At 34.4% G+C, this 20,815-nt stretch carries 17 protein-coding genes; 11 read left to right on the top strand and 6 right to left on the bottom strand.

Annotated features, from left to right (window positions below; genetic code table 11):
- Positions 1 to 11 precede the first annotated feature (11 nt).
- Positions 12 to 776 carry a LamG domain-containing protein gene (locus tag AAEO59_RS09045; RefSeq protein WP_341700414.1) on the top strand — a complete coding sequence of 255 codons (765 nt, stop codon included), beginning with the start codon at positions 12 to 14 and terminating at the stop codon, positions 774 to 776.
- Between the two features lie 72 nt (positions 777 to 848).
- Here the strand turns inward: AAEO59_RS09045 and AAEO59_RS09040 are convergent, their stop codons facing one another.
- The 4 genes from AAEO59_RS09040 to AAEO59_RS09025 all read right to left on the bottom strand — a co-directional run bounded on the left by AAEO59_RS09040 (position 849) and on the right by AAEO59_RS09025 (position 6,543).
- Positions 849 to 1,637, bottom strand: coding sequence for a ThuA domain-containing protein (locus AAEO59_RS09040; RefSeq protein WP_341700413.1), 789 nt, complete (start codon positions 1,635 to 1,637; stop codon positions 849 to 851).
- A gap of 156 nt (positions 1,638 to 1,793) precedes the next feature.
- The gene (locus tag AAEO59_RS09035) at positions 1,794 to 2,189 is read right to left on the bottom strand and encodes a hypothetical protein (protein WP_341700412.1); all 396 of its coding nucleotides are present in this window, start codon (positions 2,187 to 2,189) and stop codon (positions 1,794 to 1,796) included.
- A gap of 109 nt (positions 2,190 to 2,298) precedes the next feature.
- Positions 2,299 to 3,531, bottom strand: a complete 1,233-nt coding sequence (gene odhB, locus AAEO59_RS09030) for a 2-oxoglutarate dehydrogenase complex dihydrolipoyllysine-residue succinyltransferase (RefSeq protein WP_341700411.1) — start codon at positions 3,529 to 3,531, stop codon at positions 2,299 to 2,301.
- Between the two features lie 222 nt (positions 3,532 to 3,753).
- Entirely contained in the window at positions 3,754 to 6,543 is a 2,790-nt protein-coding gene (locus tag AAEO59_RS09025) for a 2-oxoglutarate dehydrogenase E1 component (protein WP_341700410.1), read from the bottom strand.
- Between the two features lie 116 nt (positions 6,544 to 6,659).
- Between AAEO59_RS09025 and AAEO59_RS09020 the strand changes: the two genes are divergently transcribed.
- Positions 6,660 to 7,205 carry a hypothetical protein gene (locus AAEO59_RS09020; protein ID WP_341700409.1) on the top strand — a complete coding sequence of 182 codons (546 nt, stop codon included), beginning with the start codon at positions 6,660 to 6,662 and terminating at the stop codon, positions 7,203 to 7,205.
- Positions 7,206 to 7,217: 12 nt separating this feature from the next.
- Here the strand turns inward: AAEO59_RS09020 and AAEO59_RS09015 are convergent, their stop codons facing one another.
- Both AAEO59_RS09015 and AAEO59_RS09010 read right to left on the bottom strand, forming a co-directional pair.
- Positions 7,218 to 7,571, bottom strand: a complete 354-nt coding sequence (locus AAEO59_RS09015) for a hypothetical protein (RefSeq protein WP_341700408.1) — start codon at positions 7,569 to 7,571, stop codon at positions 7,218 to 7,220.
- 68 nt (positions 7,572 to 7,639) lie between these two features.
- A complete protein-coding gene (locus AAEO59_RS09010; protein WP_341700407.1) occupies positions 7,640 to 8,614 on the bottom strand; it encodes a polyprenyl synthetase family protein in 975 nt (324 codons plus the stop codon).
- A gap of 193 nt (positions 8,615 to 8,807) precedes the next feature.
- Here AAEO59_RS09010 and AAEO59_RS09005 point away from each other — a divergent pair, with 193 nt between their 5' ends.
- The 9 genes from AAEO59_RS09005 to AAEO59_RS08965 all read left to right on the top strand — a co-directional run bounded on the left by AAEO59_RS09005 (position 8,808) and on the right by AAEO59_RS08965 (position 20,814).
- A complete protein-coding gene (locus tag AAEO59_RS09005; protein WP_341700406.1) occupies positions 8,808 to 9,329 on the top strand; it encodes a YceI family protein in 522 nt (173 codons plus the stop codon).
- Between the two features lie 18 nt (positions 9,330 to 9,347).
- Positions 9,348 to 9,944: a TetR/AcrR family transcriptional regulator gene (locus AAEO59_RS09000; RefSeq protein ID WP_341700405.1), complete on the top strand. Its 597-nt coding sequence runs from the start codon at positions 9,348 to 9,350 to the stop codon at positions 9,942 to 9,944.
- The gene (locus AAEO59_RS08995; RefSeq protein WP_341700404.1) at positions 9,944 to 11,284 is read left to right on the top strand and encodes a TolC family protein; all 1,341 of its coding nucleotides are present in this window, start codon (positions 9,944 to 9,946) and stop codon (positions 11,282 to 11,284) included. The genes AAEO59_RS09000 and AAEO59_RS08995 overlap by 1 nt, the downstream gene beginning before the upstream one ends.
- A 1-nt stretch (position 11,285) precedes the next feature.
- Positions 11,286 to 12,353, top strand: coding sequence for an efflux RND transporter periplasmic adaptor subunit (locus AAEO59_RS08990; protein ID WP_341700403.1), 1,068 nt, complete (start codon positions 11,286 to 11,288; stop codon positions 12,351 to 12,353).
- 95 nt (positions 12,354 to 12,448) lie between these two features.
- A complete protein-coding gene (locus AAEO59_RS08985) occupies positions 12,449 to 15,625 on the top strand; it encodes an efflux RND transporter permease subunit (protein ID WP_341700402.1) in 3,177 nt (1,058 codons plus the stop codon).
- A 205-nt stretch (positions 15,626 to 15,830) separates the two neighbouring features.
- Positions 15,831 to 17,354, top strand: a complete 1,524-nt coding sequence (locus AAEO59_RS08980) for a S41 family peptidase (RefSeq protein ID WP_341700401.1) — start codon at positions 15,831 to 15,833, stop codon at positions 17,352 to 17,354.
- 319 nt (positions 17,355 to 17,673) lie between these two features.
- Positions 17,674 to 20,109, top strand: coding sequence for a TonB-dependent receptor (locus tag AAEO59_RS08975; protein WP_341700400.1), 2,436 nt, complete (start codon positions 17,674 to 17,676; stop codon positions 20,107 to 20,109).
- Between the two features lie 61 nt (positions 20,110 to 20,170).
- Positions 20,171 to 20,500, top strand: a complete 330-nt coding sequence (locus AAEO59_RS08970) for a hypothetical protein (RefSeq protein ID WP_341700399.1) — start codon at positions 20,171 to 20,173, stop codon at positions 20,498 to 20,500.
- An 11-nt stretch (positions 20,501 to 20,511) separates the two neighbouring features.
- Entirely contained in the window at positions 20,512 to 20,814 is a 303-nt protein-coding gene (locus AAEO59_RS08965; protein ID WP_341700398.1) for a hypothetical protein, read from the top strand.
- The last annotated feature ends 1 nt before the right edge of the window (position 20,815 follow it).

Below are 20,815 nucleotides of genomic sequence, written 5' to 3'. Positions count from 1 at the left end.
CAACCAAAACCATGAAAACCAATTACTACAAAGTATTCTGTTTAGCATTGGGATTATTGCTATACTCCTGTTCTACTGAAGACCTCCCAGAAGAAAGCCAAACAACTTCTAGCACCTCTAATACTAATTCTAATACTGCTGTGACTGCAAAAGGTACTTCTGCCACTCCAATTATCTCCAAAAAGTGGGATTTTAATACTCTAAATGAATGGGAAGATGCTACTCAGGTAGGATTTCCAAACTACTATATTGACAATGACACCCTACATATGTTTACCAATGCGAATACATGGGACAGAACCAAAATAAAATCGGCTGCAACTTATACAACAGGAACCTATTCCTGGCGTGTTTATGTTCCTGAAATGGGCGTAGGCGATTGTGCCAGCATCGGTGCTTTTTTATACAGTGACGATACCCACGAACTCGATTTTGAAATTGGTTATGGAAATACCGCAATTCGCCAACAATTAAACGCTGTTTCTGATGATTTGATTGTTTTTACCACATCTCAGGCTAATCCCTCTCATTCCTTTCAAACGACCATCAAAAGAGGGCAATGGTATACTTTTAGTATTACTTTAGCCTTGAACAATAAGAAAAAATATATTGCCAGTTGGAAATTAGATAATGCCCTTTTAACTTCTGCAACACTCACCTACGGAACATCAACTAAATTTAAAATTTTCTGTAGTGTTGAAAACCTAACATTTATTGGCGATCACATTCCTTACACACAAAATTATGCGCTATTTGATTGGGTTGAATTCAAATAAAAACTTATTTATTACCGCAGATTCGCAGATTTAATTTTTAAGCTATGAATCTGCGTTTTTTTTAAAAACAATTTACTTTCGGTTTTTTTTCTTCGAATGAGCCTCTTTTGGATATTCACCTAAAGCCCACAAAAGTCCGCCAGTTAGGTGCTGAACAAATACAGGATCAACATAATCCTTACTATCATGTCCGAGAGCCGTATAGAACACTCTTCCGCCTTCAAATTCATGACACCAGGCTAAGGGTAAATAATCACCAAAAGTACGTCCAGGATAAACTTCTTTTTCGCTATCTTTAACTGTTCGCATATCTGCAGCCAAAAGAACATGGTTGTTAGGATTGAATTCGTTCATATAATAACACTCGTCTTCTTTTTTCCAAGTTTCGCCTAACATCGAAGTCGCAGGATGATTTTTATCAATCACTTTTATTTCGAAAGGCTGAAAGGCAGGATGTCTTTTAAATTTTCCTCCCACCATTGCAGCGTACCAAGGCCAGTCTTTTTCAGAATCTGAAGCACTATGAACCCCTACATAAGCACCTCCGGCATGAATATAATCTACCAATGCCTGTCTTTGTTCTTCGGTATCAAAAATATCATTACAAGTATTCGAAAAAACCAAGCAACTGTATTGTGCTAAATTTTCTTTATTCATTACCCCAGAATCATCAGAAACATCCACGATTAAGTTGTTTGCTTCGCCAATTTTTTTCCAGGCTTCCACACTGAAAGGAATATTTTTATGCACATAACCTTTGCCGTTTTTGGTATAGACTAAAATTCGTTTTTTAGCCGGCGAATTGGAGAAAACAGTAGTTAAACCAAAAATAGCAGTAAGTAATAATAGTTTGATTTTCATTTTTCTTGATTTATTGTTTTCTTTATGTAAGAAGTTTAGGATCAAATTAAGTCTGATTTCTGATTTGTCTCAACTTCCCAAATTCAAGACTATTTTTAAATAAGGCCAAATGCCCAAATCTCTTGTAGAAAGTGTTACCATGTATCCGAATTTCTTTTATTTATTATATACAAGCGTACTTATTTTAGAGTTTAGTTCTCGCAACTCTAAAGTATTGTTAGTTAATTTTATTATTAGATATTTCAATATTTCATTATTTTCTATCGAGAAATATAGTTCGTTTGAGTTGTTAATTTCCCATGTTGCGTTCAATGTTCCTTCATAGTCATACAATTTCGCTGAAGACTTATTTACCTTAATTTTGGTAAAAAACATCTTTATTTCTCTTTCCGAAAATGGTTTATGATAGTCAGCCGTGTCGACTTCTGCAATTGTATCAGATACAACATTATATTTCCAAGTACCTAAAAACAGTTTTTCTTGTGCGGTTTTATTTTGGGCATTCGAATTCAGGAAGATTAATAGAAAAAAAATAAAAAATATTCTTTTCATTTTTTGCAGTTTTTTTGATGGCTTATTGGTAACTATCAAATATAAAAAGAAAATCCCAAACTCCATTAGACTGGAATTTGGGATTTTAAATATTTTGAATTTTCTTTTTTTACAATTCAAATGCTTTTTTAGGGTTTCCACCGCAAAGCAATTCTACTGGGTTTTCTAAAGCTTCTTTAACAGCAACTAAGAAACCAACAGACTCACGACCGTCGATAATTCTGTGGTCATAAGATAAAGCGATGTACATCATTGGATGAATTTCAACCTTACCGTTTACAGCAATAGGACGCTCGATAATGTTATGCATTCCCAAGATTCCAGACTGTGGAGGGTTGATGATTGGCGTAGACAACATAGAACCAAATACACCACCATTAGTGATTGTAAAAGTACCACCTGTCATATCATCAACTGTAATTTGACCATCACGAGCTCTTAAAGCCAATCTTTTGATTTCAGCTTCGATTCCACGGAAAGTTAAATTCTCAGCATTACGAACTACAGGAACCATTAATCCTTTTGGTCCAGAAACCGCGATAGAAATATCACAGAAATCAAATCCTAGTTTGTGGTCACCATCCATCATAGAATTTACATCAGGGAACAATTCTAAAGCTCTTGTTACCGCTTTTGTAAAGAATGACATATATCCTAAACCTACACCACCGTGTTTTGCTTTGAATGCATCTTTGTATTCATTACGCAAAATGTTGATAGGTGTCATGTTTACTTCGTTGAAAGTAGTCAACATTGCTGTTTCGTTTTTAGCAGCAACTAATCTTTCAGCTACTTTACGACGCAACATAGACAATTTAGTACGCTCTACTCCACGGCTTCCACCAGTAGGAGTTCCCATTGATGGAACAGCATTTACTGCATCGTCTTTAGTAATTCTTCCACCTTTACCAGTTCCTGTTACAGCTGCTGGTGCAATGTTTTTCTCGTCTAATATTTTTTTAGCTGCAGGAGATGGAGTCCCTGTAGCATAAGTAGCTGCTGGTGCTGCCGGAGCCGCTGGCGCAGGAGCTGCTTTTGGTGCTTCAGCAACCGGAGCTGCTGCAGGCACTGCCACTGGTGCAGCTGCTGATCCTGATGGTTTAGCAGCTGAAGTGTCGATATGACAAACTACTGCTCCTACTGCTACTGCATCACCTTCTTCTGCTTTTAGGGTAATGATACCACTTGCTTCTGCAGGTAATTCTAATGTAGCTTTGTCTGAATCTACTTCAGCAATTGCCTGATCTTTTTCAACATAATCTCCATCTTTTACTAACCAAGTGGCGATTTCAACTTCTTTAATAGATTCCCCTGGTGATGGAACTTTCATTTCTAAAATCATGTCCTTATATTTTAAATTATGAATTTAATTTTTTTAATTCTGAATCGTTATTCTTTTTTAGCCCCGATAGAAGTGGAAATCCTTTTTATTTTTTCTTTAAAAATAAAAAGATTATTTCACTTGACTTTCATTTTAAGCGGAGTTCAATGAACTTCGTTTGCAACGAACAGCGGGAATAGCTTCTTATAATTATTAGTGAGATTGCTTCGTTCCTCGCAATGACTATCTAAATAAATTTTTATCAAATACCATTCTGATTGCATCAGCATGACGGCGTTTAGCTCTGGTGTAACTTCCTGCTGCCGGAGCTGAGTAAGCTTTTAGCGAAGCTAATCTCCATTTCACCAAATCAAAATTAGCTAACATATACGTGTAAGCTCCCATGTTTTTAGGTTCTTCCTGTGCCCAAACATAATCATCGGCATTTGGATATTGTGCAATAATCGCTTTTAATTGCTCTACCGGTAATGGGAACAATTGCTCGATACGAACAACTGCCACATCATTACGACCGTTGTTTTCTCTCTCGGCAACGATATCATAATAGAATTTACCTGTACAGAAAACTAATGTTTTCACATCTTTTTTGTTTACTGTAGTATCGTCGATAGTCTCCTGGAATTCACCATTTGCCAATTCTTCAACGGTTGAAACACATCTTGGATCACGCAATAAACTTTTTGGAGAGAATACTACCAATGGTTTACGGTAATCTGTTTTCATTTGTCTTCTTAACAAGTGGAAAAAGTTAGCCGGAGTAGTACAATCAGCTACATACATATTGTGACGGGCACATAATTGTAAATAACGCTCCATACGTGCAGAAGAGTGCTCAGCACCTTGTCCTTCATATCCGTGAGGCAATAACATTACCAATCCGTTTTGATTATTCCATTTATCTTCTCCACAAGAAATGTATTGGTCAATCATAATTTGAGCACCGTTAGAGAAATCTCCAAATTGTGCTTCCCAGATTGTCAAAGAGTTTGGATTAGCTAAAGCATAACCATAATCAAATCCTAATACTCCGTACTCAGACAAGAAAGAGTTGAAAATACGGAAGTTTCCTTTTTTATTTTCAATCTTATCTAACAATACTACTTCTTCTTCAGAATCTTCTACTTTCACAACCGCATGACGGTGAGAGAAAGTACCACGCTCTACGTCCTGACCTGAAATACGAATATCAAAACCTTCTGTCAATAAAGATCCGTAAGCCAATGCTTCTGCAGTTCCCCAATCTAAGGTATTGTTATCATAACCTGCTTTTCTGTCCGTAACAATTTTTCTAATCTTGTTGATGAATTTTTTGTCTTCCGGTAAAGAAGAAATCGTGTTGATGATAGAATCTAAAGTCCCTTTATCCACTTTAGTATCCACTTTTTTCAACATTACATCGTCAGAAACTTGTTGGAATCCTTTCCATTCATCCTGCATAAATGGAGTAATGATAGTCAAATCTTTTTTACGGGAAGCTTCTAAATTGTGATCTAAATCATCTTTGTATTCTTTTTCTAAAGAAGACACTAAATTAGCATCGATAATTCCTTCCGATAATAATTTCTCAGCATAGATATCTCTAGGATTTCTGTGCTTAGCAATGATTTTATATAATAATGGCTGCGTGAAACGAGGCTCATCACCTTCGTTGTGACCATATTTTCTATATCCTAATAAGTCAATAAATACATCACGTCCAAATTGCATACGGAAATCCAAAGCAAACTGCATAGCATGAACTACAGACTCAGCATCATCAGCATTTACGTGTAATACAGGAGATAAAGTTACTTTAGCCACGTCAGTACAATAAGTAGATGAACGAGCATCTAAATAGTTAGTAGTAAAACCAACTTGGTTGTTGATTACAATATGGATAGTTCCTCCTGTTTTGTAACCATCTAACTGAGCCATTTGGATGATTTCATAAAGAATCCCCTGTCCTGCGATAGCAGCATCCCCGTGAACAGCGATAGGCAATACTTTTGAGAAATCTCCAGGGAAGTATTTATCTTGTTTAGCACGAGCTATACCTTCAATAACTGCACCTACAGTTTCAAGGTGCGAAGGGTTTGGCGCTAAGTTGATGTTGATTTTTTTACCTGACTTAGTGATTTTGTCAGCTGTAAGTCCTAAGTGGTATTTTACGTCACCGTCAAAATATTCCTGATCGTAATCTTTTCCGTCAAATTCAGAGAAAATATCCTGAGTAGATTTTCCAAAAATATTAGCTAAAACGTTCAAACGACCACGGTGAGCCATACCCATTACGAATTGCTCTACTCCTTTTTCGGCAGCTCTTTCAATTAAAGCGTCCAAAGCAGGAATGATAGATTCTCCACCTTCAAGAGAGAAACGTTTTTGACCTACATATTTAGTATGCAAGAAGTTCTCGAAAGAAACCGCTTGATTTAGTTTATTTAAAATCCCTTTTTTCTCCTCAGCATTGAAAGTAGGACGATTTTCATTGATGTTTAATCGATCCTGAATCCAGTCTACGATTTCCGGACGACGGATATACATATACTCGATACCAATATGCTGACAATAAACTGTAGTTAAGTGATTGATAATCTGAGACAATGAAGAAGGTTGTAAACCTAAAATTTTTGCTGCATCAAAAGTAGTATTTAAATCAGCTGCACTAAGACCAAAGTTCTCAATATCTAAAGTTGGCGAAAAAGTTCTACGCTCTCTAACCGGGTTTGTTTTAGTAAACAAATGCCCTCTTGAACGGTATCCGTCAATTAATTTCACAACTTTAAATTCTTTTTGAAGTTGCTCAGAAATTTTGCTGTTATCAACAGAAGATGAAGATACTGAAGCTGCCGGAGCTACTTCTCTGATATATTGAACTGGATTTTCGTCATTATACGTTTCCATTCCAAAATCGAAACCTTGAAAAAAGCTTCTCCAGCTTGGCTCTACGCTATCTGGACTATGTAAATATTGCTCGTATAATTGTGCGAAAAACTCGGTATGCGCTGCATTTAAAAATGAAAACCTATCCATAATGTTAGTGAATATACTTTTTGTTAAAATAGTTTGGCAAAAGTACAATAATCAACTAAATTAGCTTGAAAATTAAAACACTTTTAACTGTTAAAATGTTAAATACCTAAATACTTATGTCAAAAAAACACTCCTTAGCCGTTACAAACACCATTTTAATTGCTTTATTCGTATTTTTTTCGACCCATTTATCCGCTCAGAACCAAAATCAAAACCTTACATCAAGAGGTGATTTTTGGCAAAATATACAGTTTGGAGGTGGATTAGGATTAAGTTTTGGAAACCGTTACACCGATATCACTGTAGCTCCAAGTGCTATATACAATGTGAACGAATATTTTGCCGTAGGTCTTGGCGCACAGTATACTTATGTAAAACAAAAAGAAGTTTTCAATTCTAATATGTACGGAGGAAGCCTAATTACATTATTCAACCCACTGCAGGAAATCCAACTTTCAGCAGAATTAGAACAATTAAGAGTAAATGTAAAAGGCATTGGCATGAATAATTTCAGCAATAACTTTTGGAACACAGGTCTATTCTTAGGCGCAGGTTACCGAAACGGAAATATTACTATTGGCGCACGTTACAATGTTTTACATAAAGAAGACCAAGGTGCCTACAGCGATGCTTTTATGCCATTTGTGAGGGTTTACTTTTAAGTCGATAAGTTACTATTTAAACTTATTCCTAAACCACACTTTTTGCCATTCTCTTTTCAGGATTAAAAACGCAACATCTTCGGCAAGCGTAACCAAATCAAAACCGTCGAGTTTTTTAACCTCTTCTTCGGCAACATCAATCACATAAAGTAAATTCAGATATTCGGCAAATTTATACTGAATCAGTCGGTAGATTTTCTCATGCAACTGAATCTTTAATTCATTTGGCGAAATACTCATAGGAAAATCAACACCTTCGTTAGCCAAATTAAAATCCTTATTTAATTGCTCAATCAATTTAAGATACAAGGCTTCTTTTTGAGCTTCCTCGAAAAGCAAATCGGTATTTAAAGGACTTATATACATCGTTTTTAAATTTCAAAAATCAACACAATTTCAAAAACAACAATTTATTAAAATTGTAATTACTTTTTTTATACTTTTCTTCCCATTAAACCTTCTCCAAAAGCTCTTAAAACAGCTTTCTTTTCAGCATTAATATCCATTTTTTCTAAAGTTTCAAAAGCCTTAAAAGTATATCCTTCAATAGCTTTTTGTGTTGCATTTGCCGCACCTGAATTTAGGAAGATCTCTTTTACCTGCGCAATTTTAGCTTCATTTTCCTCCATTTGTACCGAAAACAAATCAGCCAATTCCTGTTTATCAACTCCATTAGCATATTCCATTCCTTTCAAATACAAATAGGTTTTTTTGTTCTCTATAATATCACCTCCCACTTGTTTCCCAAAAGTCTCCGGATTTCCAAAAGCATCCAAATAATCATCCTGCAACTGAAATGCAATGCCCAGATTTAATCCAAAATCATAAATCAAATCAGCGTTTTGAGACGAAGTTTCAGCAATAATTGCTCCCATTTTCATCGCAGCAGCCACTAATACAGCTGTTTTGTACTCAATCATTTTTAAATATTCCGGAACAGTCACATCCATACGGGATTCAAAATCCACATCCCACTGCTGTCCTTCACATACTTCCAAAGCCGTCTTACTAAACAACTTTGCCAAATCCCTAAAAATTAAAGGCTCATATTTTTCAAAATATTGATAGGCCAAAATCAGCATCGCATCACCTGATAAGATTCCGGTATTGATATTCCATTTTTCATGCACCGTAACATTACCTCTTCGCAATGGCGCATCGTCCATAATATCATCATGTACCAATGAAAAATTATGAAAAACCTCCACCGCTAAAGCTGCAGGCAAAGCTTTTTCATATGAAGCATCAAAAACCTCAGCACTCATAAGTGTCAACACAGGACGAATTCGTTTTCCACCCAAACCTAATATATAATGTATAGGTTCATACAAATTCTTAGGTTCCTTTACGGCTAACTGTGACTGGAGATATTGAGCAACAAATTCCTGATACTGACTTACGGCGTGCATAAACTTAATTTTCGGGCTAATTTACAGCATTCACATGGGATAACAAACTTCGTTTATCAACGAAATGTTAAATTATTAAAAATACATAGGAAACTATTTTGGTGTTAAAAGTTTCCATTCTATATTTGCAGCAAAATTTAACAATCAAATTCGGAGTCACCTACAAAACTTGCAACCTAACATTTAGCTCACTATGAAAACCAAATGGATTGTAAATTCCAATCAATCAGAAGCATTGATCAGAATAAAAGACTCAATTATTGCTTACCTTAGTGGTAACATAAATAATTTTCAGGGTTATGCCGATTTTAACAATGGGGAAATCGAAAATGCCACAATAGCATTTTCATTAGACTTTAAAAACCGAGAATCCAAATTAGAACGCCTAGGAAATTATCTAAAACTAAATAATTTCTTTGACATTAATCACTTCCCTACAATCAGTTTCAAATCGACTTCATTCCAGAAAGCAAATAAAAACATCCACTTTTTAAAAGGTGATTTGACGATAAAAAACATAACTAAATCAGTAGAACTAGATGTAGAATTGATTGAAAATGACTATTTGGACACAAAAAAGAAAAGAGCAGTTGAACTCACTGCTAATATAAACCGAAATGATTTTGAATTAAGTAACAATCAATTACGCACACAAAGCAAATCAACAAAAGCATCAAATATTAAAATTGTAGCCAATGTTGAATTCAATATATAAAAAATGGAACACTAAAAAATGAAGGACAAGATTATATCAAAAGCGACAGATATGTTCCTGAAACTCGGTTTCAAGAGCGTAACGATGGATGATATTGCGGGAGAAATGTGTATCTCAAAAAAAACGATTTACAAATATTTTTGCAATAAAGAAAAACTAATTGAGGAAGGAACTGAAGTAATTCACCAAAACATTCATAAACTAATGGATGAAGTTGTTTCTAAAAACTTTAATGCAATTGAAGAAAATTTTGAAATGCGTAAAATGTTCAAAGAAATGTTTCAATCCTTTGATCATTCTCCAGCTTATCAATTAAAAAAACATTACCCTCTAATTTATGAAAAATTGATGGCTAATGAAATGGAAGATTGCCGTAAAATGTTTTCACAAAATGTAATAAAAGGAATTGAACAGGGATTATACCGTCCTAATGTTGACATTGAATCGGTTACCCAATTTTATTATACGTTGATTTTTTCCATTAATGAAAATACTGTTTTTGAACGCGATGCCTACGAGCTGGAAGGAAAAGCATTAGATTACCACACCAGAGCTATCGCAACAGAAAAAGGAATAATAGAACTCGAAAAAAACTTACTTAATACATCTAAATAATGAAGCAATTACTAATACTAACATTTCTATCATTTGTAAGCATTACAAGTGCACAGGAAAAAACAACGCTGACACTCAAGGACGCAATAAAATACGCACTTGACAACAAAGCCGATGCCAAAAAAGCGCAATTACAAGTTGAAAACAGCGAGTATCAAATTCAGGAAGTACGTTCCAGAGCCTTACCTCAAATTTCGGCCAACGGGAATATGACCTACAATCCTATTTTGCAATTAAATGCATTACCAGGAGATTTCTTCGGTGCTCCAGGAACAACTCTTTTAGCACCATTAGGGCAAAAATGGACAGCAACAGGAGGTGTCTCCTTAACACAAACACTGTTTGACCAATCGGTTTTTACAGGTTTAAAAGCAGCCCGTACTACTCGCGAATTTTATCAAATCAACAATCAATTAACCGAAGAAGAAGTAATTGAAAGAGTAGCAAACAACTATTATCAGGTTTATGTGTTGCGTCAAAAATTAGCTTTAGCAGAAACTAATTTAAAAACAACTACTAAAGTTCGCGACATTGTTAAAGGACAATTCGACAATGGTTTGGCTAAAAAAATTGATTTAGACCGAATGAATGTTAATTTATCCAATATCAACACACAACGCCAACAAACCCTAAATGCGGTACAATTACAGGAAAACGCATTAAAATTTTATATAGGAATGCCAATGGATTCACAAATTGATATTCCTCAAACAGAATTTGAAATAACTCCGGCTGCCATTGCCGAAGCTCCAAATACAGCAAACCGCACTGAATATTTGTTACTAAAAAAACAGGAAGAATTATTAGTATTACAAAGAAAAGCAACATTAGCAGCTTACTATCCTACACTTTCTCTTTCTGCAAACTATAACTACATTGGTCAGGGGCCTGAAATGCCTTTATTTGCAAAACCTTCTAATGGTGTTTATTGGTCTGATTTCTCTTCAATTGGAATGAACCTAAGAGTTCCTATTTTTAGTGGATTTGGAACCAGAGCCAAAGTAAGACAAGCTGATGTACAGTTAAAAACGGTTCAAGAAGACATTAAAGACACTCAACTTGCGCTTGATTTAGATTACAAAAATGCAAAAACACAAATTGAAAACAGCATCATTACCGTTCAAAACCAAAAGGAAAACATGCGATTGGCTGATGAAATTTTAAAAAATATCAACAACAATTACTTGCAAGGCTTAGCATCATTAACCGATTTACTAGATGCTGAAAACGCTTCTACCGAAGCTCAAAACAATTATACTGCAGCTATTTTAGATTACAAACTGGCAGAAATAAAACTAATTAAATCAAAAGGCGAACTAAAAACTCTTATAAATAAATAACATGAAAAAATACATAACTACCGGACTTGTCATTATAGCTTCATTAGCTTTAATAGGCTTTATTTTAACAAAAAACAAACAGGAAAACGAAGCAAAAATTGCCGTTGTTGCGGAACAAAATGCTGCGGTTTCTGTAAAAGTAGCCACAGTTAAAAACGAAGATGTTTCGTTGGATTTTGTTGCCAATGGAAATTTCGAACCAAAACAAGAACTTAGTATGGAAGCTGAAAAATCCGGAAAAGTAATCAAAGTAATCGCTAAAGAAGGTGATCATGTAACTGTAGGTCAAACCTTAGCTATCATGAGAGCTGATGCAATTAATGTTAATGCACAGGCAGCTGAAGCCGCTTATTTAAATGCAAAATCTGATTACAGTCGTTTTGACAATGCTTACAAAACTGGTGGTGTTACTAAACAGCAATTAGACCAGGCAAAAGTAGCTTTGACTAATGCTGAAGCAAATTACAAACAAGCAAAAATCAATGTAGGTGATACCCGAATTAAAGCTCCTATAAGCGGAATCATCAATGCAAAATTAATCGAATCAGGCTCAATGCTTTCTGCAATGCCACCTACTAAAATGTTTGAAATTGTTAATGTTAATACTTTAAAATTAAAAGTAACTGTAAACGAAGCACAAGTAGCTAACTTAAAAGTAGGTAGCAACATCAGTGTAACTAGCAGTGTCTATCCTGACAAAACATTTTCAGGAAAAATTACTTTCATTGCTGCTAAAGCAGATAGCACGCTGAATTTCCCAGTTGAAATTGAAATCACTAACAATGCTAATAAAGACTTAAAAGCAGGTATGTACGGAACTGCTGTTTTTAAATCAAACCAACAAAAACAAAATCTTACTGTAATTCCTCGTACAGCATTTGTAGGTAGCGTAAGCAGTAATCAGGTATTTGTAGTTGAAAATGGAACTGCTAAATTAAAAACAATTACAGCAGGAAGAATTTTAGGTGATAAAGTTGAAGTATTAAACGGATTATCTGATGGTGAAACGGTTGTAACAACAGGACAAATCAACTTACAAGACGGAAGTAAAGTAGAAATCATTAAATAAAATCATTTAGTACGGAGTACTTAGTCCTTAGAATTAGCTTAACAAAGCAGCAACCAAGGACTATAACTAAGAACTTAATGAAATAAAAGAAATATATGAAATTAGCAGAAATATCCATAAAACGTCCTTCCTTAGTTATCGTTTTGTTTACGATACTTACACTTGGAGGACTGTTCAGTTACAGCCAGCTGGGCTACGAGCTGATCCCAAAATTCGAAATGAATGTAATCACTGTTTCTACGGTTTATCCGGGTGCTTCTCCAAGCGAAATAGAAAACACGGTTACTAAAAAAATAGAAGATGCCGTCGCCTCCTTAGAAAACATCAAAAAAATTGATTCTAAGTCTTACGAAAGCCTCTCGGTAGTTTCTATTACATTAACATCTAATGCTAATGTTGACATTTCGATGAACGATGCGCAACGAAAAATCAATGCCATTTTAAGTGATTTACCAGAGGATGCTAAAACACCTTCGTTAAATAAATTCTCACTGAGTGATATGCCCATTATTACTATTGGTGCCAATGGAAAAATGGACGAAGTCGCATTTTATGACTTGATTGATAAAAAAATTGCGCCTGTTTTATCTCGTGTTCAAGGTGTAGCTCAGGTAAATATCATTGGAGGACAGGAACGTGAAATTCAGGTAAATCTTGATGCCACTAAACTTCAGGGTTACGGATTATCAGTTCCTCAGGTACAACAAACTATTTTAGCTTCTAACCTGGATTTCCCTACGGGTAACATCCAAACTCGTGAACAAAAAATCCTTATTCGTCTTGCCGGTAAATACAAAAATGTTGAAGAATTAAGAAATTTAGTTGTTTCTTCTAAAAACGGAATACAAATTCGTTTACAGGATATAGCTGATGTCCAAGATTCTCAAAAAATTGCAGAGAAAATTGCACGTGTAGATCAAAAAAGTGCCATTGTGCTACAAATCATCAAACAATCTGATGCTAATGCCGTTGCAGTAAGCGAGTTGGTAGCTAAAACGATTTCCAAATTAGAAAGTGACTATAAAGTCAATGAGTTAAAATTAGAAACGGCTAAAGATAGTACTATCTTTACTCTTGAAGCAGCTGATTCAGTTATTCACGATTTATTAATTGCTGTAATTTTAGTGGCATTAGTAATGTTGTTCTTCCTGCACAGTATTAGAAACTCATTAATCGTAATGGTTTCTATTCCAGCTTCATTGATTGCTACTTTTATTGGTATTTATCTAATGGGATATACCTTAAACTTGATGAGTTTATTAGGATTATCACTTGTAGTAGGTATCTTGGTGGATGACGCTATTGTGGTATTAGAAAATATTTACAGGCATATGGAAATGGGCAAAAGCCGTATTCGTGCTGCCTTTGATGGTACAGCCGAAATTGGCGGAACCGTAACTTCAATTACCCTTGTAATTGTGGTAGTATTTTTGCCTATCGCCATGAGTTCCGGATTAGTTTCTAATATCATTACGCAATTCTGTACGACTGTAGTAATTTCGACTTTACTATCACTTTTAGCTTCTTTTACCATTATTCCATGGTTATCTTCCCGATTTGGAAAATTAGAACATATCGAAGGAAAAAACCTTTTTGGAAGAATAATTCTAGGTTTCGAAAGTATGTTAAGCCGTTTTACTCATTGGGTAACCGGAATTTTAGAATGGTGTTTGGATCATTATATCAAAACAATTTTAGTAGTAGTGGTATTATTCTTCGCTTCAACAATAGGATTGATGGGTGGCGGATATATTGGAGGAGAATTTTTTGCTACTTCGGATAGTGGGGAGTTTTTGGTACAAATCGAAATGCCAAAAGACGCTTCATTGGAACAAACCAACTTTATGACACAAAAAGCGGAAGCTTATTTGAAAAAACAAGAATACGTTCATAGTCAAATTACCACTGTAGGTCAAACTTCAGAAGGTATGGGAGCTACTCAGGCTACTGCTTACAAAGCAGAGATTGACGTAAAAATGATTGAACAGTCAGAGCGTACTGATGATGCCTCAGTTTATGCCGCTAAAATGAAACGTCAATTAGAAAAAGTATTGGTGGGTGCCAAAGTTAAAACCGTTCCTGTAGGTATTATGGGAACTGCAGAGGATGCTAAATTAGGTTTGATTGTAACAGGTCCAAATGTAGAAAGCGCCATGAAATTTGCCAAACTAGCAGAAGCCGAATTAAGAAAAATTCCGGGAACAACGGAAATCAAATTAACGGTTGAAGATGGAAATCCAGAAATCAACGTTCAGGTAGACCGTGATAAAATGGCTGCTTTAGGATTAAACCTGCAAACAGTAGGTATGACTATGCAAACAGCCTACAATGGTAACACCGATGGTAAATTTAGAGCAGGTGAATACGAATACGATATCAACATTAAATACAATGCTTTTGACCGTAAGAACATAGATGATGTAAGTAATCTTATTTTCATTAATGATATGGGACAACAAATTAAACTATCCCAATTTGCAGCTATTACGGAAGGTTCCGGACCAAGTAAACTGGAGCGTAGAGACAAAACAGCTTCGGTTACAGTTCAGGGACAAAACATTGGAGTACCGGCTGGAACAATTGTACAACAATGGGAAGAAAAATTACAAAAATTAGACAAACCTACCGGTGTAAATTACATTTGGGGAGGTGATCAGGAAAACCAAAGCGAAGGTTTTGGTACTCTTGGAGTTGCTTTATTAGCTGCGATTATCTTAGTTTATCTGGTAATGGTTGGTTTATATGACAGTTTTGTTCACCCGTTTGTGGTATTGTTTGCTGTTCCGCTTTCTTTTATTGGAGCCATGTTAGCCTTAGCATTAACGAATAATTCCTTAAATATCTTTACCATTTTAGGTATTATCATGTTGATTGGATTAGTTTGTAAAAATGCGATTATGCTTGTAGATTATACAAATCAGCGAAGAGCCGCCGGAGAATCCATTAGAACTGCTTTAATCCAAGCAAATCACGCCCGTTTACGTCCTATTTTGATGACTACCATTGCGATGGTATTTGGTATGTTCCCAATTGCATTGGCATCAGGGGCAGGAGCTGAATGGAAAAACGGTTTGGCTTGGGTAATCATCGGAGGTTTGATTTCATCTTTATTCCTTACTTTGATTATCGTTCCGGTGATTTATGAAATCATGGAAAAAATCATTGCCAAATTCTCTAAAGGAGAAAAAATCGATTACGAAGCCGAAATGGTTGCCGATTACGACCACAAAGAACTAAGTGAAGATGGTTTTAACCCAAAACACACCATGTAAAACTTCATTTTTCAATAAAAGAAACCACCTGAAACTTGCGTTTAGGTGGTTTTTTTATTATGTAAGAATATATTTAATACATTAGCAAAAAAAAATATCTTAAAATATTGACTTACATAATTAAACTTCCATAATGAATAAAAATTACTTTTCTTTATTAGTGATACTTTGTCTACTATTAAACTCGTGCAGCAAACAAAGTCTAATGAAAATAATGACCAAAACACCCAAAATTGATTATAGAAATTCAGTTGGATTCAAGTCTTTTTCGGACTTTCATAAAGACGCGATCTATACAGTACAAATTATAAAAGAAACATATCCTAGACTCTACGATAAAATACCTGATTTTGACCAAAAATCGAATCAGTTCATAGAAAAAGCATCACAAATTGTAACAGAGAAAGATTTTGACATTAGCCTGAAAAAATTCATTTCTATCCTCAATGACGGACATTCAAATTATAGGATAGATTTCAATAAATATGATAAAACCCTGTTTGGTCTAAGTATTTATAAAGAAAAAGAAAATTGGATTATTGGAAACATCGACAAGGAAATCGACAGTACTATAATTGGAAAAAGAATAGTATCCATCAATAATATTCCAATTAAAGAAATAGAACAAAAAATAATTGAATTTGAAAGCGGTGAAAATGAACATTATAAATACTTTCAATTTCTTTCTCATTATTCTTTCCCTTCTTATTGGGAGGCTATTGAAATTAGTACGTCAGGCAATAAAAACCTAAACATTGAAGTTGAAAATAATGGAAAAATTTCCAGTTTTAATTTAAAAGAAAAAGAAAAAAGCCAAATTAAGGGATATAAAGTTAAACCCACAAAACCAAAATATCGATTTACATTTAAACAGAATAACGGATTTTATGACACAATTTCGAAAAATCAAAATTTTGCATATTTGCAAATGAATACTTGTTTGGATTATGTTAGTGTTAAGTCAGGAATAGACAATTATACCAATTTTATAACAAAACCTTTAGCACTATTTTTTTTGAAAAAATATAAAAAAGATGCTCGTGATTTTGGAAAATTTATTCAATCCTTTTTCAAAAGGGTACAAGAACAAAAGATTAACAATCTTATCATTGATTTAAGTAATAATACTGGAGGAAGCGAAAAAATTGGTAAACAACTCATTTGGTATCTTACGGATAAAGGCCCAAAGGGTTTTACAGAATATATTAATAATTCAGATTATTTCAAAACCCAAATTAAGGAAGACTACAAAGAATACAATTCCTTATACAAAGCAAAATACCAAACAGAATTACCAAAAGGAGAAGTAAATATTACCGAAAAAATATTAGACAAGCCTTATTTTGAAGATATAACTAAAAAAAACAGTCCTTATTTATTAGATAAAACTATCCCAAAATTCAAAGGTAAAGTTTATGTTATTATTGGACCTCAAACCTTTAGTGCAGGGCAGGTTTTAGCAACAACTATAGCCGATAATAAATTAGCCACTATAATTGGCAAACCAACAGGTAATAAACCCACAACTCAAACAGCAGCTTCGGCATTCAAATTACCAAATACTAAAAAAATCATCTCCCTATCTTATCTCTATATGGAACGACCTGATAAAACAAAAAACCAAGAAAACGCACTGTATCCTGATGTAGAAATATACAACACTTTTCAGGATTTACTAAATGGAAATAATCAAGTAATGGAATACATATTAAATCAAACAAAGAGATAACTTGAAGCAATCTTAAAAGTAAAACTATATTAAAAACTAAATGCTGGTTAAAATTTGAGGTAATGCCTCACTCTAATCTACCCGACACACATTTACTTTTAAGGAATAAGAAAAGACTTTTCAATCCAAAACACATCATGTAAAACTTCATTTTTTAATATTATTAAAGCCTGTACTACCACAATGTACAGGCTTTATTATTTTAATAACGAACGATTTAAAGCATTTTATTCTAATTTTATTTAGAATAAATTAAAATAATTTGTTTTGTAAAGATTTAGAATATACTTTTGCGCTATTAAAAATTATTCTAAATAAGATGCAAACAAAATCTACCCTAACTGTTTTATGTCTGTTTTTCGTTCTGTTATTTGCAGGCACTAGTTGGTCTCAAGAAAAGGGAACCATCAAAGGACAAATCACTTTAAATGACAATCAGTCTCCCGAAAACATTTCTGTAATTTTAAAAGGAACTCGTTTAGGTACAATTACCGATGCGAAAGGGAATTACAAAATAAAGAATATCAAAGCTGGAAACTATATTTTAAAAATATCTGCTGTTGGCTATTTTACGAAAGAACTAAAAATTACTTTATCTAATGGTCAGGAACTAATACAAAACGCCAGTATTAACTCGAATTCAGAAGAACTAACAGAAGTTGTAATTAATAGTGGCAGAAAAAACCATTTTGCCCGTAAAGAAAACATTCAAGTATCAAGACTACCTCTTAAAAATTTAGAAAACCCACAAGTCTACACTACCATTACCGGTGAGGTCTTAAAAGAACAAGTGGTAACCAATTTTGATGATGCCTTAAAAAATGCTCCCGGAGTAACCCAACTTTGGTCTTCAACAGGTCGTGGTGGCGACGGTGCCGGATATTATTCTCTTAGAGGTTTTTCGGTACAGCCAACAATGGTTAATGGTTTACCTGGTTTAACTAACGGAAGCTTAGATCCAGCTAATGTGGATAAAATAGAAATCATCAGAGGTCCATCAGGAACATTGTTTGGAAGTAGTCTAATCTCCTACGGAGGATTAATTAATACCACAACTAAAAAGCCCTATAAAACATTTGGCGGAGAAGTCAATTACACAACCGGAAGTTATGCCTTAAACAGGGTAACAGTTGACCTAAACACACCCTTAAACGATAAAAAAACATTAAATTTTAGAGTTAATTCGGCTTACAACAATCAAAACAGTTTTCAGGATGCCGGTTTTAGAGAATCATTCTTTATAGCACCTTCGCTTTCTTATGAAGTAAACAACAGATTATCATTCTTAGTTCAAACTGAATTTATGAGTAATGAATCTACAAACCCAACCATGTTATTTTTTGACAGAGGTTATCCATTAAGAGTTCACAATATTGATGAATTAAAGTACGACAACAAACGTTCGTACACCAGTGATGAACTAACCATCAAAACGCCTTCATTTAACATACAGGCTCAGATGAATTACAAACTTTCTGATCAATGGACCTCACAAACTGTATTCTCTAACAGCACCGCAAAATCTGAAGGTTACTATTCCTATCTATATGAAGGAACTCGATACTACCCTACTATTACCGAAGGAATTGTACTGGGACGTTATTTTAACTATCAGGACAATAAAAATGCAACTACTGATGTGCAACAAAACTTTATTGGAGATTTTAAAATCGGGAGTTTAAGAAACAGACTCGTTATTGGTTTAGATTATTTCAAAAGAACTTCAGCTGATAATAGTTCTGGCTATTATGGTAACGGAGCGATATATATTGGAGACGATTTAGCTTCATTCAATGCGGTATTTGGTCCATCAAACGGAGATACGGGAGATTTAACAAAAGCCGGATCGGATGCAATAATAGGAAATGATCCAAGAAATAACAGCAAAACCAAACAGGAAGTTTACAGTGTCTATTTTTCGGATGTAATCAATATTCTTCCTAATTTATCAGCTATGGTAAGTTTACGTGCAGACCGATTTATGAATGCTAAAAATGATGGTTATAACCAAACCGCTTTTTCTCCAAAATTTGGAATCGTTTACCAACCAATTTTGGACAAAGTATCCCTTTTTGCCAATTACATGAACGGATTTTCAAATGTAGCACCATCATCTGATGTTAATGGTTCAGTTACGACACTAAGGACCTTTGGACCTGAACATGCAAACCAATTTGAAGCAGGGACAAAATTGAATTTATTTAATGACAAATTGTACACTACCATTAGTTATTATGATATTCGAGTAACAGATCAGGTTTACAGCATCAGACCTAATGCAACCGATGTAACTTATTTTCAAAACGGAGCTCAGGAAAACAAAGGTATCGAAGCAGAAATTGTTGCTAATCCAGTCAACGGTTTAAACATTATTGCCGGATACAGTTACAACGAATCTATTTTGACTGAAGGTGATTTAGACTTTTTAGCACGCCGTCCTGAAAGCGCAGGACCACAGCATTTAGCAAACCTTTGGGCGAGTTATAAATTTACAAAAGGTGTATTAAGAGGTTTTGGATTTGGATTTGGCGGAAATTATTTAAGTGACAACAAAATCATGAACAGATGGACAGCAGGTGAATTTACCATTCCGGAATATGTAGTATTAAATTCCTCATTATTTTACAATACTGAGAAATTCAACATTTCGCTTAAACTAAACAATATATCTAATAAAGACATTTACGATGGCTGGTCAACGGTACATCCTAAGGATCCAAGATCTTTAGCCGCAAGTTTCACCTATAGATTCTAATTACTTATAAACAACAGCTTTCTTAATCAATTTAAGAAAGCTGTTTCTTAATTCAAAAAACATGATTGCATTAATTAGTTTGAACATCTTTTTAGGATTCTATGTCTTGTATAATACTTCTAAGAAAGCAACCTTAGAAAGCAACTTACAATTAGAAAAATGGATCCAACAAAACCCAAAACCTTCCCGATTTATAGGATTAGCAATTCTAGCATTAGCCTATAGTTTTTTAATCAGTATAAAAGCAATTGGAGTGTCAACTTTAATATATTTTATTCAAATCATGGTTATTGGTAGCTTAATAGTAATCTTAGCTCCGCTTAAGCTTATTAATTACAAAATAGTATTAGGAACCTTCTTAATCGCTTTCCTTTTTGAAACTTTATGTTAAAAACTTAAATCATGCCGGCAAATCCAAAATATTTAACGCAATCCAAATGGCAACGTTTTGCCAAAATAACAGCCGCCATCCTTGGCGGTTATCTAGTTTCAATTAGTTTTCATTTAGCCGTAGGTTCCTGGTTTAACAAAGCCAATACAATAATCACCATGGCGTTTAGTGCTTTCATTCTTTGGGTCGCTCTGATGATTTTGGCTTTTTTAGCAAAAAATGGCTGGAAAATCTGGTTAGTATATTTAACATTAAGTCTACTCTTTTTAGCAGTTAGCTACATAGGCCCTAATTATAATCCGGCAGTAAAGTAAT

The sequence above is a fragment of the Flavobacterium flavipallidum genome, assembly GCF_038289905.1.
Taxonomy (GTDB): Bacteria; Bacteroidota; Bacteroidia; order Flavobacteriales; family Flavobacteriaceae; genus Flavobacterium; species Flavobacterium flavipallidum.
Note: the sequence above shows the minus strand (reverse complement) of the source record. Positions and strands in the feature narration are given on the sequence as shown.